This is a genomic window from Natrononativus amylolyticus (assembly GCF_024362525.1).
In the GTDB taxonomy this organism is placed as follows: Archaea; Halobacteriota; Halobacteria; order Halobacteriales; family Natrialbaceae; genus Natrononativus; species Natrononativus amylolyticus.
In genome coordinates this window covers 686,641-702,729 of the sequence record NZ_CP101459.1, presented here as the reverse complement: position 1 = coordinate 702,729, position 16,089 = coordinate 686,641, and the positions used below count along the sequence as shown (strand labels likewise).

Genomic DNA, 16,089 nt, shown 5'->3' with positions numbered 1-16,089 from the left:
GTTTCGACGACAACAGATTTATTAGGGGAGCAGCAATACCTCACTATAACCTTATTCTGATATTGTACTGGGGTAAGATAGAAGGACAATCGGAATAAGGTTAATCAAACCATTCACAACTATGGGAAATGAGCCATCTGCCGATAAGACCGAAGCTAGCGAATCGGACCGATCGTTGATTTTGAAGGCCCTGCTACGGGTCTTCTCGGTCAGGATAAACGGATGCTCGAGATTCCGTAACGGGACTTATCTCGAGCAATCGGTGTACGAACGAATCGGCGACCGGTTAGCGCCACTTACAAAAGGATTTCTCGTAATCGCCATCGCAGTCACGGCTGCGAGTCAATCAGCCAGCGCGCAGTACTGTAATGACGGAATCGGATTGTTGATCGCGGACACGCAGATTATGCTATGGCAATTTGTTGTCGGCTTGCTCGTCGTGATCGCATTGCTTGGGTTAGTCCTCCGGGCGTTCCCGCTCTTCGCTGGGGCAACAGCGATGGGGAATCTGATGATCGTTGGTGTAATCGTTGGTGTCATCGGATTCGTTTTCATCCTCACGTTCATCGACGTGGCATTTGACTACGTCAGCGGGCCGGGCGTCGGTGAAGGGTGCTCGCCGTTCCTCTGAGGGAGTAACATGGATTTTCGCCGTCTCGTCCGAGTTGTTGCGGTGGTTTTGCTCACCATTACCGTGGTACTGCTAACGACCGCGGGGGCCGCGGTAGGTGGAGACGGCTACAGTACCCACTACAAAGACACTGACAACATCTCAGATGATCTAGACAGCCGCTGGAACTCCTCTGAGAACGATACTGGTCCAAGTAACGACTCAACAAATGCATCTACTGATACGGAGACGGACACAGGCAATAGGGGTACTGGGTCCGGTACTACAGTTTCGGACGGCGTAGATACACTGAATCCCATAACCGGTGTCCCATCGCCTGTAGACGCAATCGCAGCGATCTGGGAATGGGCGAGTGAGGAATTCCACGAGGCGATGTTGTACTTCGTCGATAGTGTCTTCAACAATATGTTAGGGACGCCCACGATCGAAAACGACGGAATCCATGGGATCACTGGAACGCCCGTCGACGACGGGAGCGTCTCAGGTGGCATCTACAGCGATTTGCACGAATCGGTCTATCTACCGTTCATCATACCTCTCGTCGGAGGCGTCGTCACCCTGATGGCGTTACTCGTTTTGATCGGGCCGGCGATCTCGGCGTTCACGAAACGGCGGATGTTCGCCACGCTTGGCTCGGCGACACTTGCAATCTTTCTGGTCGTCGCTTCGTGGGAATATGCAGCACTGTTACACGTCTTTTCTGACGAGGTGACACAGTTCTTCCTCCCGGAAGGCGATGAGATCGCTGATTCTGAACGGGCAATGATCAGCGGTCCACTCGCAGTGGTGGTCGGTCTCTATTTCCAGGGCTGGATTGCTGGAATTGCTCTCCTCACGATACACACGGTCCGACATATGCTCCTCTACATCGTCCCGATCATGCTCCCCATTTTGATTTTACTCGCTTACTGGGGTGGGAACCAACGAGTGAAACAGGTCGGCTCTGTTTTCATCTGGCAGTACTACGCCCTGCTGGTATGGAATTGGCCGACTGCACTGCTCCTTCGAGTCGCCTACGAACTCAACTGGACGTTCCACGATATCGAGGTGATCAATCTCGGAATGACGATGGCGGTGTTCTTTATCGCACTCGTAGTACCGCTTGCGATCAGTGGTTCGTTTACGCTGGTCGGAATCTCGATGCAAGGCGCAGCGGTCGCGACTGCGACCAGTGCGGTCAGTAGCGCTCGAACGGCCACTCCTGCGGTTACGAGCGGCGGATATCCGCGTACCCGCAGTGCAGTGGGTCGGCTCAAACGTGGTGGTACGTACGCAGGCATCTCTACAACGGACCGAGCGAAAGCAGTATACGAGCGGTCGCGATGGAGGAGTTCGTCTACACCGGCCGCACACCCACGTTCGAGTAAACCGAAGAACTGGAACCCGAACAACAAGATCGGTGATGGGCCCACGATATCCTCCTCGAAATCGCATCGACGTCGATCCAGATCGGTCTCACCGACTCAACGTCGGCGTGCAGTTCGATCCCGAGTGCGCCAGAACAGAGGCAATAAACCACTATGAGCAATGCGTCCACAGACGACTCGAACGGAACTGATTTCAAAGTATTCGGCGGCGTCTCGGGCGATCAGGTGATTCTGGGAGTCAGCAAACTCGAAATCGGAGCGGCGCTGCTTCCGACAGCAGTGATCTGGTTCGTGGCTCGACAGGCGGTCCCACCGGGGACTCGGCTCCCATTCTACCTGCTCGCGTTCGCATGGGCAGTGATCGGTCTGGGGTTCATCAGCGCAAAGGAACCCTGGCAGTCGGCGCTCGAGTACACGGAGACGATCGTTCGATTCACAACCCAGCAAGAGATCATGCTATACGATAGACACCCAGAACGGTCAGGCATCGAACAGCCGACAAGCGATTCACTCTTCGGTCGTCTCGCCACCCTTCCTGGACTCGAAGGAATCCCGTTTATCGGCGGCTCTGGAAGTCCAGAAGAGAAGGCCGTCGATCGCCCGCTTCGCTCACAGGATATCGTTCAGTTCGAACGCGCATACAGCGGCACCCCAGCCCTTGAAACCGACAGCGGAACCGTTGTTGGAGCGATAGCAGTGTCGCCTGCAAACATGGTTACGGCGAGCGACAACGACTGGAAGCGCCAATCAGAACTCTACGCGAAGGTCTTGAACACCGCCCTCTCGGGGAGCATCCAAATTTCCGAGTATATGCGCATGGTTGATTACACCCCACGGATCGAACATTACCGCCAGCGTCACGAGACGATCGTTACGACTGGTGACGGAATGGCGCCACCCGGCGAAATCTCCTACGAGAATCTACCGTTCGGAATGCAGGTCCACGCGGACCTCTGTCAAGAACGAGCGAACGTCGTGTCGACGTATGATCTAAGCACATTGGTCGTCGATCCGTATGTGATTGCAGAGGTCAAGCCATCCGATGTCGTCTCGAGCGATGACGTCGACGGTGGCCTGACTTCGATTCCGTTGATCGGCCGGCTGTACACAAACTTCAAGATCCATCAACTGCGAAAGTCCGGTGAGCACGTTCCCGAGATGATCGATCTCCTCGAGGAGCGTCTCGAGACGCTTACCGAGGCAATCCGGCGGCTTGACGGCGTCAAAGCGAACGGAATTCCCAGTGAACGTCTCGCACAGGTCGCCGCCGACCACTACCAGAGTGCAAACGTCTACGCACACGCAGACTACACCTCACTCGTCCGTCAGAACCCGGTACCGGTTCCGAAAGCGGCAACCGGTTCGACGCTAGATTCACCTTCGGACGCTGATTACGCAAGTGACCCCGAATACGAACTAACATACGCTCATCTCGACGCTGAAGCCGAGCGGAATCCAACGGCGACACTCACGAAGTCCCACTCGAGGCTCGCGACTGCCGAAAAACACGCCGAATTCGCGGCCTCGAACTGTACTCGAGGGAAGCGAACTTCTGAAAGACTATCAGAAACAGCTGAGTCGGCGGAAACCACCGCCCAGACATCGGAAAACGCACCTGACTGCGACGAGATACTCACTCGAAAAGGTACCTCGTGGGGCGGCGGGTTCCCAGCGAACTCACCAGGTGTAGCCGACATCGCGACGACCGACGAAGAACTCGATGACCAGTTCCGGTCGCTGCTCGCACCGGAGTCGTTCGAGCGAAGTAACAGCTCCTACGTTACGATAGACGGTAAGCTCCACTCGGCCACGATGTTCATCTCGAGTTGGCCGAAGGATCCACCGCAAGGTATCCTCGAGACCGTCCTCCAGTTCGACGACGCAGAGATTGCGACGAACGTTTCAACGCACATCGACGTCCTCGATCAGGCAAAAGCCGAGCGCGAACTCGCGGATCTCGAGGACGCGCTGGAGGACAAAGCCGAGCGCGTCGAAAACTCGAAACTCTCGATGTTTGGCGAGCGCTACCGTGAGAACCAACAGGAGGCAAAATCGATGCTCCAGTCGTTCCTCGCAAGCGGCCACGACATGTTCGAAGCCCAGACTTATATCGAGGTACAGTCTCGAAACCCCGCTGCGATCGAACGAGCGGTTCGGAGTATTCGTTCGAAGCTGGCCGACGTAGGCGCCGAAATCACGGTACTTCACCGAAACCACGATCGGGGTCATCAGACGGTCGCGCCTGCCTGTCAGGATAAGATCGGCCAGAAAGTCCGTATGCGAGCCGACGGCCTTGCGACGACGAACGCCTGGACGACGAAGAACCTCTACGATCCCACCGGTATCGAGATCGGTGAGAACATGGCGACAAACGAACCGCTATCCGTCGACATCTACAAACGCGACGCCGGGTACAACTGGATGATCGTCGGTAAAACGGGGGCTGGGAAGACCGTCACCTCGAGTGAGGTCCTGTGGCGCCAGAAAACGAACAATCCTGAGATGTTCATGGCGGTTATTGATCCGCTTCAGGAGTTCGCGAACCTCCGGGAAATCTTCGATGGCGAGCGTATCGTGGTCGGATCGACGCACCTGAACCCGTTCGACATCTCACCAACCCCTGAAGACAAACTCGAGGTCATCGGCTGGGACGCTCCCTACACCGGCTGGCTCGACTCGAACCTCGACTTCCTCGAGTTGTACTACAACATCCAGAAATTCGACTTCTCGACAAAACGGGCCGTCTGGAGTCAGGGGATTCGTATTGCCGGCGAACGGAAGGGGATCGAGAAGAATCCCAAGACTCACGATCCCGAGTATCGTCGCCAGAACGGCTACGACGGCGACCCGCCAACCGTTCTCGACGTCGTTGACGTGATCAAAGAAATGGCCCACGACGCTGGTCCGTTCGTCGACGACATGAGCAACGAGGCGATGGTCGCTGAACGAGAGGAGAAGGCGATCAACATTATCAACAATCAGGTGGAGCCGTTCAAGGAGGGTGGCCATCTCGAGCATCTGGCCCACCAGACCGAGGTCGACCTCTCGGATACCGACTTCGTCTGGGCTGATTTACAACTGAAGGAAGGCGACGAAGAGGGCGGCGGGCTGATGATGCACCTACTGCTCGATTTGCTGTACAACGAGATCAAGTCCCGACCAGAGCGGGGAATGATCTTCTGTGATGAGTTTCACTACCTGCTTCGCGACGACATGACCGTCAAAAGCCTCTCACAGAAGTACCGCCATCACCGACACTGGGATCTCTCGATCGGTGCCGGCACGCAGTCACACAAGGACTTCTTCGGGACTGACGGCGAGGGCAACGTCCACATGACCGACAACGCCGAGACGATGTTTGAACTCTCCTCGATGGAAATCTACCAGTTCGTCGAAGGCATGAACGCGAAGTGGGCCGAGAAGCTCGGGCTCTCTGGGCAGGAGGGTGAGATCATCAGTGGGCTCCAGAAGGGCAACCAGGTCGACGGCTTCTCCGAAGCGCTGCTCCGTATCGACGACGAGGGTTGCTTCCCGGTTCGTGTGCGGATGGACCGGGAGATGAACCCCCGCGAGTCGATCGCGTTGATGTACGATCCGTCGACTCACGGCGAGAACTATCGCGAGTATCTCTTGAAACACGACGATGTTTGTGAGTGGAGGTGGTCCTGATGAGCCTCGGAAAACGGGTGCTTGGATCGACGAAGCGTAAACTCGGGATCGGCCACCACTACGGGTCACTCGAACTCACTGCCGAAACGATCGACGCGCTGTACGAGGCCACGCCCCCGCAACACGCTGTGTCGATTCAGCCCAACAAAGACGGCGGTGGGATCACGAACGCAATCGATCTGCTCACGGCTGTCCACACGGCTGGATCGAGCGGTCTTCCATTGATCGGCTCGAGTCCGTCACCGACTCACGCCTTCGAGATGCGGAACATCAACGGTCGAATCGGCTTCCAGTACGTGATGGGTACAGAAAGGGCACGGAAGCAAATCGAACGTCAACTCGAGACGTTCTATCCAGACGCTCACGTCACCGTCAGCGAGCACCCCCATCCAGGTCTTCTCCCGCTCGATGAGGGTAAGTACGCCGCCGGTGCCGTACTTCGGCTTCGGAAGCGAGAGAACGGAAAGCATCTCTACCCGATTCGGCATATGGATATCGAGGGGTTCGAGAACGATCCCTACGGTTCGATCACAGCGGAGATGATCGGCGAGCGGGAGTCTGACACTGTCTCGGATATCGCCGTCCAGACCGTTTTCGAACCGGCACCAGTGGATTGGTGGAAGGGTGGCCTCTTCGGGACGTCGATCGACGATGTCGCTGACGAGCTAAAGAGTCCAACCAAGGAGTTCGGACTTGTTGACGCTCTCAAGTACGAAGCGTTTCCTGACGATAACACACTCGAGGGCGAACAGCGCGAGGCGTCTGAAAAGGATCGGAAGGCATCGAAAATCGTCCGTGAACAGCGTGGTGAGAAGGGATTCTGGCTGAATCTTCGTGTACTCGCGGTGTCAGACGACCCGAAGGCGGCAATCGACCGCGTTGAAGAGACCGCACAGATGTTCGACGGCTACTACGAGTCGGCAACCGAGCAGGGCTTCGAGATCGTCCCACAGTGGGGAGTGGGTCTCACGAAGACCCTCCGGCGTGCGTTCGGTCGTAATCGTGTCGACCGGAAGATGATCATGGGAGTTCGCGCCGCTGCGGGTCTGATGCATATCCCGAACGAATCGATCAATACCCAAGACGTCGACTGGTCGCTCACTTCCCACGCTGGCGACGTCCCTGCTGATGCGACCCGCTTCTCTGACTGGCACAATGCGGCCATCGTCAATTGGGAGCCCGAACAGCGTTCACACCAGTGCGATGAAAACTGGCAGTACGCGGTTCCTAGAACGTGGGAGGACAGCCACCTGGACGGTACCGAGACGGAACTCGAAGTGGACACTCCTGAGCACAAACAATCGGAGGCAACACCATGAGCTTGAATCCGTTTTCGGGTCCGAAGACACCAGACGAGGCTGAAAAATTCGGTGCGCGGATCGAAGGTGAGGACGATCCCTCGAAACCAGTCTTGATCAATGGAAAAGAATGGCTGATCAACCGTTACGATCCAGTCGAAGAGGAGGTCGAGTCTTTCGCCGGAGCTTGGCCTCGAGCGATGATCGAGAACGCGAAGGCCGAACCAGAACAGCCGCTGTGGATAGGTGTCTCCGAGGGAACGGGCAGGGAGGTTCCGATCGAATTCAACCGGCTGTTCCGGCACGTCTTCTACGGTGGCTCTACGGGGACCGGAAAGACGACGAAAATGTACAACGACGCCGTAGCGCTAATGTACGCCGGCCACGGGATCACGATAATCGATCCTAAAGGGGATGACATCTATGACCTACTCAGACGCGTCCCTCGCAATCGCTGGGACGACGTAATCTACATCGCACCGGGCGACGACTACATGGACCGCACGATTGGATTCAACCTCTTCGAGACGTTCCACGAGCCCGACGAGCCGGGATTCGACGAGGAGATCGAAGGCATCGTTGACGACTTCAAGAACTTAATCGCAGCCGGGGAGTACTGGGGGCCGCGTATGGACCGAATCATGAAGACGATGGTCCGCGGAATGGTTCGCCATCCGCGTGACTTCACGCCGATCGAGATGTACTATACGCTCCTCGAGGAGGAACACAGAGCCGAATACGCGAATCTGATCGGTGACCAGATCGACGACGACGACATCCTCTTCCTCGAGGGGTTCACTCGACGGATCGCCGAGGAACTCGGGGACAGTGAACTTGATCCGTTGATCGGACGGCTCAAAGACTGGGTCGAGAATCCGATGACTCGACAGATTATCGCCCAACGCGAGTCGAACGTCTCGATCGCCGAAGCAGTAACCGAAGGCAAGATCGTCATCGTCAAAAACAATCTGCCGGACGAAGCCCAGACGATGGTCGCGACAGCTGTTATGCGACGGATCTGGACCTGTGTCACCGATCGCGTTTCCGAATCCGAACGAAAAGTCCGAGAACTCGCCGGCGTCGACGAGCTTGGTGCCGAGTACGATCCGTATTTTCTGATGATCGACGAGTGCGACGATGTCCTCACCGATGCGTCGCAGATCGATAAGATGCTCACGAAGGCTCGGTCGAAACGTTTGGGGTTGATGCTCGCGTCACAGACGCTCCACCAACTCGACGAAAGTGCCCAACAGGCTATCCTCTCGAATTGTAACACGCTCGTCTCACTGAACCCACTGCTCCCCGACGAAGCGCACGCTCTCGCGAAACGATTCGGTGGGAAGAACGCAGAAGACCTCACGCAAATTCCCGACTACCATGCTCAAACGAAACTGCGTCACGAGGACGACAGCTTCATGGCAAAACTCACGCCGCCGTATCCTCCCCTCCACTCGATTGAAGACGCGTTCGAGTTGATCCAACAGTCGATCGGCAACTACGGCGTCGAACGGCAGTCTGGACGCGAAATACTGGACGGAATGTTCTTCTCTGATACCGCACAGTCGGTAGGTGCAGACACGGTTGGTCTCGAGAACACGGAACACAGCGTTGACGAACCGATGGCGGTCGATGACACAGAGACGGCACGTACTGCGGTAAAGGCGATCTACGATGCGACAATACGGGCCGGCGAAGATATCTCGAGCGTGCCGACTTCGGACGCGAGAGAGCACGTTATGGACGCAGCGGGACTCGGCCCGACACCGGCGTCGAACATGATCGAACGACTCGAGTCGGTCGGCGCAATTACCCAACGAAGGACTGCCGATGGTCTCGAGGTATCGGTCACCCCCGACGGACGCGAGACGATTGGTCTCCAGACCGGCAGCGGTGGCTCTGGTGGCTCCGACGAGCACCGCTACATGCTCCGGCAGGTCTACGAGTGGGGGACTCGCCTCGGCTACAGTATGGATTTGCCAACTCAGGATGGCGACGAACTCCCCGATGCGGTCGGCGAGATCCCTCCAGACGTCCTCCCACCGAGTGGGTTTGATGATCTTTCAGACGATGAGCGCGAGCAACTACTTCGAGCACGCCTCGAAAACGAGTACGAGGAGATTCTGGACCTCTCGGGGACGGAGACGCTGTACATCGAGGTTGAATCGAAGGGACTGACGAAACCGGGTGGTCCGATCAAGAACGCGGCGAAAGCGCCGAGTCCGGATCAGTTGCTTTTCGTCGTTGGAGACGGGGGTTCGGACGGTCTCACGAAGAACGCCAAACGACTCGCGAACATCTTCGGCGTGGGCGCCGACGATCCGTACGTCTCCTCGAGAACGCCGACCGGTGCCTCACGGAAGTTCTACACTCGCAATCGCATTACGATGAATCCCGCATCGGTCGAACGGGAGCAAGATCGATTCGCCGTCGTTCCGGGTGACGTCTCGACCGAGTGGGTCGAACGCCCCGGCGGAGGAATCATCTGCCGCGAACGTAGGGGTAGTGAGACGTTCATCCGGTTCAGCGACGTTGAGACGTTCCGTGAGCGAGAATCATCCGATGCCCCGGCCACGGTTTACTACGATATCGACTGCGGAGGGTACGCCGTCGAGATGGATGGCGACCTCGAACGAGTGTACGGTTCGAAGAACAAGCTCACAGACGACTGGTCGTGGGTCTACGAACCGCTCGTCCCTGAAGCCATGTTCGACGACCACGGCCACGACGAGATTCCTGAACCCGAGGCGTTCCGGATCGCGATTGTGCCAAATGATGATCGCGATGTCGACGACCTGTTGATGTACGACGCAACGGCCGATGAGGCGAACACCATCCGCGAGTCGATCAGGGATTCATCGGATACTGAAGTAGTGTGTTCTGAGGACGCCGAAAGTGAGAGCCTCGCTGGCGCTGGCGACGATGATAATAGCAATTCCCACAGTCTCGCAGAAGCCAGAGCAGTCGCCGGGAAGGCAGATCCGACCACTTCTGAAGACGATGATCTCGACGAAGAGAGCGATTTCCAAGACGACGATGAGGATGGCGGTTTCGAAATCGCAAGGCGGTAGCGGGAGTTTAGCTTTCGCTGTGAGGTTCCTTCAGTGGCGCACAATATTCGGGTCAGAGCACCAGCTCTGAGTGTACCGCTTATCGATCGGCTCTGACTCGAGACGGTCTCAGAAGACCGTCTGCGGACACCAGCTATCCACGGAATCGCTACTGAGCGGCGCAACTAGACGAGTCAGGCCAGTATCCAGCGGTCGGACGCGCGGTCACCACCGCTCCACGCCCCGAAGGCGTGTCGGCAATGAGAAGCCAGACCTGGCAGTAGCGCAGAGTGGAGTGGAGCTGGTCGACACCCGAACCGGTGTACTCGTCGGTGACCCGCCCTTGCCAGGCGAGCAGGTCGTCACGCCGTGGTGACTGCACCGCCTACGGAGACACGAACGATCCCGGTGGACGCCACCGACCTCCCAGACGTCCGCGCCAAGCCGAGCGAGTCGTCGTACGCGTTCGTCGAGACGGCGACGGCGAGGGACTGTTCGTCGCCGAACTATCACTATCCTTCTGGATCTCTACACGCTCAGTATGGATCGTACTTCTCTACGGGGAGTACCTCCTGCACATCGTCCGTCCAGAATTACTTCTCGGCAGTCGCAAACCGTCCGCCGTGTTCTCGAGCAGAGGCAGCAATTAGCGCATCGAGGTGATCTACCGATACGCCTCGATCGTGGAGTTCTTTCTGCAAATCGTAGCCCTCAATTGCCGTTTGTTGCGTCGTTGCGAGGATATCCATCGAAGCAGTAATGGCGTGGTTGATCTAGTCTGAAGAGGCGTCTATATGTCCATAAAGACTCCCCATAAGGGACTCGAAAAGGACGATCGATGGAACTCCCCACCTCTCTTGTTCGTGTTCCTCGAGAAACGCTCGAGCGTCGTCAGTACCATTGAGGTAGTCGCTCAGGAGGTTGTTGTCGAGAACGAGTAGCGTCACTGGTTCGTCTCCCCACGTGTCGCCCCATCCGTCCCCGCATTTTCTCTCGAATATCGTCCATCCCTGCTCTAGATTTCTCTGCGTCACCAGATGCGATCCCGAACCCGGCCCACTTGTCAGTCGACGTGAGCCGGAGAATAACGTCGTTGTAGCTCTCATCCTCCCGCTTGAGGAGGTCCAGACGAGACTTTGCCTCGTCCGAGAGTCGAATTGACGTACTCATGTATGCACTAACGTATGCATTCCCGGTAAGGATAGCTATTTGTGTCGCAGGAGCACCTGGCGAAAAGAACAGGGGCTCTCTGGTTCGGGTATATAAGAAATTCAGCATGGTACTCTAGGAAGGTCTGGGTCGCGAATCCGTGAAGGAAATGCCGTCGGATCGTCGCAGACGGAGTCAGGCTCACTACCTCGACCGCGGCGAGTGTCCCCGAAACAGGACAGTACAGCGACCGTGAGGACCCCCTACCTGTATGTGACTCGCGGCTGTACGACCGTCGAGAGCTCCATGACTGATCCAAACGAAACCCCCCCGAGACGCGAACAGGGCGTTGACTTCGGCGACCTCGAGGAGCGACTCGCCGAGTACTCCTATCCCGTGACGAGCAACGAACTCGTCGAAACCTGCGGAGACGTGACGCTCGACCTCCCCGCCGGAACCGAGACGCTACGTGACGCGCTCGGGCTCATCGACGGGGAGTCGTACGCGTCGGTCGCCGAGGTCCGACAGGCGCTCTTCAATACGGTCGACAGCAAGGCGATCGGCCGCAAGTACTACTCCGATCGGACGCCGCCGGCCCTCGGCGAGAACCGTCGGGACGACCAAGTGTCGTTCTGATGGGTCCGTCACCGGCAGGCACACCGAGCACCACGGTCCTCGTCGTCTCTGCCCAGAAGTCAGACACTCAGTCACCGACTGGCGACGCCCACCAGCGCATAGTGGAGCGTCGAGACAGTGCTAGTCGGCGCTCGGCGTGTCGACGTGGTCGGCTTTGTGGCTGAGGAACGTCCGGGTTCCAGATGAGTTGCCCGCGGGTCTACGCGGGGTGGACGTTTATCATCGTCCGGTGCTGACTAGCGCTATGACAGTCCTCGTCCCCTACGATGGGGCGCCCCCGGCGCAGAGAGCAGTAGAGCACGCGGTTAAAAACACAAGCGCCGAGGAGATCGTTCTGCTACGTGTCATCGAAGTGGCTGATGGATCGCTCGAAGCGGGCGTCGAACTCGTACAGGAGAAACTGGCGGAGCGGGACGACGCGGACACACCCGAGCTGTCCGCAGAGCTCGAAACGCTGTTGGAGGCAGAACCCGTCGAATTCCGGATCGAAACGGTCATCGGCAAGCCCGCTCGAGAGATCGTCTCGTACGCCGAGGAAACCGACGTCAGTCACATCGTCATCGGCAGTCACGGTCGGGAGGGTGCCTCCCGCGTGTTACTGGGGAGTGTCGCCGAGACCGTTGTCAGGCGCGCCCCGACCACCGTTACCGTGGTTCGCTGAGGGGGGTGTCGCCCTGTGGAAGACGGTCTCACGGAGCCGTCCAGGGTCGTTCACCTGGCCCTTGCACAGGGTCTCACCGAGACTCACCGGACGCGTGTGAGCAAAGCCGAGCCGCTGGGCCGACACGTGTGTCCGACTCCGATCGTCTGCAGACGATGAACTCCGTGTGACGGCTCCGAGAACTGACTTCTGGTGTAGTCTGAGACTGCTCGCTCACTACGCGTACAAACGGAACACGAAGTTGTGTGAATATAGTAGCCGCGAATTTAACCGGATGGGAGAGACTGCAAGGGGACTCTCCACGATGGATGTCGACCGTGTGAGGTGACAGTGCCAGTGCGAGGGGAAACAGGGTTAACATTCCACATACTACTGGTCGATATGGGACGCGACCTCGACGACGTTGACCGAAGCATTCTGTACCTGCTCCAGCAAGACGCCCGAAACAGTACCGCACAAGACATCGCCGACCCGATTGGCGTCTCGCCCAGCACCGTTCGTAATCGTATCGGCCAACTCGAAGCAGACGGCATCATCCGGGGCTACCATCCAGAGATAGACTACGAGGCGGCCAACCTCCCGCTACAAGTGACGTTTGTCATTAGCGTTCCGCCCGCTGAGCTCACCGAGTACTCGGAGAACGTGCGGGGGATTCAGGGAGTCATCGATATGCGTGAGATGCTCACCGGCCGACGAAACGTCCACGTCGATGTAGTCGGGACGAGCACGGCCGATGTGACGAGAATCACCGATGCCGTCCACGATCTTGGTGTCCAAATCGAGAGCGCAGAGATGCTGAGACGGCGGTACGTCCAGCCGTTCAACCACTTCTTCCTGCAAGGGGAAGATACGATGGCCGCCCACGACACCGACGACGCAGAACCAGTCAACTGACAATTTACGAGAGTACGGCTACTTCCACAGTATCTGAGACGAAAACCAGGAGAAACCACACAGTCCCAATCGGGAATACACAGGGAACGCGCCCTTCTACTGCAAGATTCACAATATGCACATATACGTTCACAATAGAGTTATCTACGTAGCGCTTCACCCTCCCGTAGAGGATAGAGGACGAACGCGAAGTCACCTGGCCAGCACAGAGACACCCTTTGAGACCCATGAAAGACCGATACTTCACCGCGCTGGCGGATGAACGACGGCGCGACCTCCTGCTGTCGGTTCTGAACGAGACGCGCCACCGCATCGAGACGCGAGAGCAGGCTCCCACTGAGGAGGGAATCCGGATGACCCATGTTCACCTTCCACTGTTGGAAGAGGCCGGACTAATTCGATGGGACCGTGACACTCACAGCATCACACGAGGCCCGGACTACGAGGAACTCAAACCGTTGATGGAGTTTCTGGAAACCCAGCGACCCCTTGCCTCTCACTAAGGATGACACCCACCAACGCTGCGAGAGTCAACCTAAATGCATCCTGTCGGCTGTGTTGAGACGCGCGGATTAAGGACAACAGGCCTCCGGTACGGGAGTAGTTACAGACGAGTCAAAAATGGAGCTGACGGATAAGAGCTTGTCTTGACCACTTCGTCGTCTCAACCGTTCTATCGAGGAGGTAGAAATACTATCGTCTCGGTCCGTGGTCACCACTGTCATCGGTGACGCGCAGATACCGACGGAGCCAAGCCATAGGGCCGTTCTCACGAGCGTCTAAACAAGCCCCATGGCACGAAGTCGGCGTGCACCGGTTTCAGATGTAGACATAGAGACGTCCGCGCCCAACGAACGTTAATCGCAGGCCATAAGCCCCCAGCCGTCTTCCTCACGCTGGGGCGTATGGCTCGATAATTCGATACTCTTCGGACAGGGCCTCCCAGAGGTGATCGATTTCTGCTAATGACTGTGTTTGTGCGATTTGAGTTTGAAGCTTCTGGCAGTCTTCGACTGAGAGTGATTCCTGTACGGTCGCTTCTCTAACGACCTCAGCCAACATGGATTGTTGATATGCAAGGGGGGAATCTGTCACAGCCTATGAGGCCACATAGCACGCCATAGAGGTTATGAAACCGGTAACAACTAGCCCTATCCCTATCTAATCGGTCTGAAATTGGCGTTGGAAATACACATATCAATACTATATTTAAAGAAGGTTGTTGAACGTGAACGTTCCAAGCCACTATTATAGGATGTAACTATGCAACCACAATCCATATTTCTATACAAAGTGGCTAATAGATATGAGCATCCTCGACAAATTACTTCGTCGGAGTAGTGACACGGATACAGACACTGAGGAAGGCATAGAGATCGAGGTAGAAGACTGATCCCCGACTACCAGTGATTAGTAGTTCTGTTTTTCATTTCGAACTCTCCTATAGAACCGAGGATGATTCGTGAAAGAATCGGCCGGGCAGATCGACTGTTGTCACTCCATTCGATTGGCGATAGTGGAGCCACTGATTCACCGACCGTCTGTTTCTTATCGTACACTCCATTCAACCCGTATGAGTAACTATAATGGTTCTACACGACAATCCCTCACAATGTGCCATGACTCCCGACCCGTGGAAAGCGATGCTCAGCGCCCTTATGAGTAAGCATCGACGCCGGATACTGGTGAAACTCCTCGAACAGGAGTCGGTGATGATTCCAGAAGAGGTGGCTGACGGAGAGGCTGAATTCCAGGGGCTCCAAACCGAGATGCACCACACTCATCTTCCTCAGCTTACAGACCAGGGATATGTGAGAAAGACTACTAATTTCGAAGTAGTAAGGGGGCCGCAATTCGAGAACATCCGTCCTCTCCTGGAGGTTCTTCAAGAGAATCATAAGCGACTTCCCTCCGGTCTGGCGTAATGCTTCTGGCGCGACCGGCTATTCCACTGGTTCAACGGTTACAGTCATTTCCTCCGCAGAACGGACTTCGACGATGTGCCCTTCGTAACGAAAGACGACGTGAACCTCGTGTGAGGTCTCGTCTACTGGTTTGAAGAGCGAGTCTAATGCGTCAGTGTTAATCGTCTTGTACAGTGGAGGAAGATTCTCAGGCTCGGTATCGATAACCTCTGCCACTGTTAGTGCTACCGCTGTACTGGGCGTTTCGTACCGCTCTACAGCAAGAGTATGCGACTCGCTCTTCATTTTCTCGAGTTCCCCTTCACTGAGATTTGTAAAAATAATGTGGTTATATTTTTGTCGTGAGGGGCTGTCTTAACAGCGAATTTCGCCTTTTAGCTGGAAATGAGGAGTCCAACTGAGGAGTGGGCCTGCCGAAACAGGTGGCGTCAGCAGTGGGTCGTGTTCTGCACTTCGGTCACGTTCTCGAACCCGAACCGTGCACCACCAGAGGCACTTTCCGTCACTGAACACTGCCACTCGTAGACCGCTGCCATCTCCTGGACGAACGTCAACTCGAGCCCTATCCCGCCCTCACTGCTGGCCGTCGTGTATCCGGTCTCGAATATCGCGTCCCTGTATTCGGCCGGGATTCCAGCTCTGTCGTCGGCTACTAACTCAGTGAGGATCTCCCAGAAAAGCATCCATATGACTAAGGGTAACCTCCGAAAACATGTGTTCACAGTTCGCGTACAATGCTTCACTTGTCGCTCATCACTTCGAGAGTCGATGGCAGACACGCCATCGTTCTCCTTGGTGAGCTGTACCTCGCG

The 16,089-nt window shown here is 56.5% G+C and carries 13 protein-coding genes and 1 pseudogene; 9 read left to right on the top strand and 5 right to left on the bottom strand.

Annotated features, from left to right (window positions below; translation table 11 throughout):
- The first annotated feature begins 121 nt into the window (after nt 1-121).
- Genes NMQ11_RS18645 through NMQ11_RS18625 form a run of 5 tightly spaced genes read left to right on the top strand, consistent with a single transcriptional unit; the run spans nt 122 to nt 10,033 of the window.
- Nucleotides 122-631: a hypothetical protein gene (locus NMQ11_RS18645; RefSeq protein ID WP_255171191.1), complete on the top strand. Its 510-nt coding sequence runs from the start codon at nt 122-124 to the stop codon at nt 629-631.
- A gap of 42 nt (nt 632-673) precedes the next feature.
- A complete protein-coding gene (locus tag NMQ11_RS18640; protein ID WP_255171190.1) occupies nt 674-2,155 on the top strand; it encodes a TrbL/VirB6 family protein in 1,482 nt (493 codons plus the stop codon).
- A complete protein-coding gene (locus NMQ11_RS18635; RefSeq protein ID WP_255171189.1) occupies nt 2,152-5,667 on the top strand; it encodes a VirB4 family type IV secretion system protein in 3,516 nt (1,171 codons plus the stop codon). The genes NMQ11_RS18640 and NMQ11_RS18635 overlap by 4 nt, the downstream gene beginning before the upstream one ends.
- Nucleotides 5,667-6,986: a DUF8128 domain-containing protein gene (locus NMQ11_RS18630; protein ID WP_255171188.1), complete on the top strand. Its 1,320-nt coding sequence runs from the start codon at nt 5,667-5,669 to the stop codon at nt 6,984-6,986. Before NMQ11_RS18635 ends, NMQ11_RS18630 begins: the two co-directional genes overlap by 1 nt.
- Nucleotides 6,983-10,033, top strand: coding sequence for a type IV secretory system conjugative DNA transfer family protein (locus NMQ11_RS18625; RefSeq protein ID WP_255171187.1), 3,051 nt, complete (start codon nt 6,983-6,985; stop codon nt 10,031-10,033). Before NMQ11_RS18630 ends, NMQ11_RS18625 begins: the two co-directional genes overlap by 4 nt.
- A 752-nt stretch (nt 10,034-10,785) precedes the next feature.
- Here the strand turns inward: NMQ11_RS18625 and NMQ11_RS18620 are convergent.
- Complete coding sequence (locus tag NMQ11_RS18620) at nt 10,786-11,046, bottom strand: PIN domain-containing protein (protein WP_255171591.1); 261 nt, start codon at nt 11,044-11,046, stop codon at nt 10,786-10,788.
- Nucleotides 11,047-11,056: 10 nt separating this feature from the next.
- Nucleotides 11,057-11,182 (bottom strand): annotated as a pseudogene (locus NMQ11_RS18615) (DUF7557 family protein); the annotation flags it as partial.
- 285 nt (nt 11,183-11,467) lie between these two features.
- Here NMQ11_RS18615 and NMQ11_RS18610 point away from each other — a divergent pair.
- The 3 genes from NMQ11_RS18610 (at nt 11,468) to NMQ11_RS18600 (ending at nt 13,352) form a co-directional block, all read left to right on the top strand.
- A complete protein-coding gene (locus NMQ11_RS18610; protein ID WP_255171186.1) occupies nt 11,468-11,797 on the top strand; it encodes a DUF5789 family protein in 330 nt (109 codons plus the stop codon).
- A 244-nt stretch (nt 11,798-12,041) separates the two neighbouring features.
- Nucleotides 12,042-12,458, top strand: coding sequence for a universal stress protein (locus NMQ11_RS18605; RefSeq protein WP_255171185.1), 417 nt, complete (start codon nt 12,042-12,044; stop codon nt 12,456-12,458).
- 381 nt (nt 12,459-12,839) lie between these two features.
- On the top strand, nt 12,840-13,352 hold the full coding sequence (locus tag NMQ11_RS18600) for an Lrp/AsnC family transcriptional regulator (RefSeq protein WP_255171184.1): 513 nt from the start codon (nt 12,840-12,842) through the stop codon (nt 13,350-13,352).
- 891 nt (nt 13,353-14,243) lie between these two features.
- Here the strand turns inward: NMQ11_RS18600 and NMQ11_RS18595 are convergent.
- Nucleotides 14,244-14,447 carry a hypothetical protein gene (locus NMQ11_RS18595; RefSeq protein WP_255171183.1) on the bottom strand — a complete coding sequence of 68 codons (204 nt, stop codon included), beginning with the start codon at nt 14,445-14,447 and terminating at the stop codon, nt 14,244-14,246.
- 524 nt (nt 14,448-14,971) lie between these two features.
- On the opposite strand from NMQ11_RS18595, the gene NMQ11_RS18590 reads away from it, so the two are divergent.
- Nucleotides 14,972-15,277, top strand: coding sequence for an ArsR family transcriptional regulator (locus tag NMQ11_RS18590; protein ID WP_255171182.1), 306 nt, complete (start codon nt 14,972-14,974; stop codon nt 15,275-15,277).
- 18 nt (nt 15,278-15,295) lie between these two features.
- On the opposite strand, the gene NMQ11_RS18585 is transcribed toward NMQ11_RS18590, so the two are convergent.
- Together NMQ11_RS18585 and NMQ11_RS18580 are read right to left on the bottom strand one after the other, a co-directional pair.
- Nucleotides 15,296-15,562, bottom strand: a complete 267-nt coding sequence (locus NMQ11_RS18585; protein ID WP_255171181.1) for a HalOD1 output domain-containing protein — start codon at nt 15,560-15,562, stop codon at nt 15,296-15,298.
- Between the two features lie 143 nt (nt 15,563-15,705).
- Nucleotides 15,706-15,960: an ATP-binding protein gene (locus NMQ11_RS18580; protein ID WP_255171180.1), complete on the bottom strand. Its 255-nt coding sequence runs from the start codon at nt 15,958-15,960 to the stop codon at nt 15,706-15,708.
- Nucleotides 15,961-16,089 lie beyond the last annotated feature (129 nt).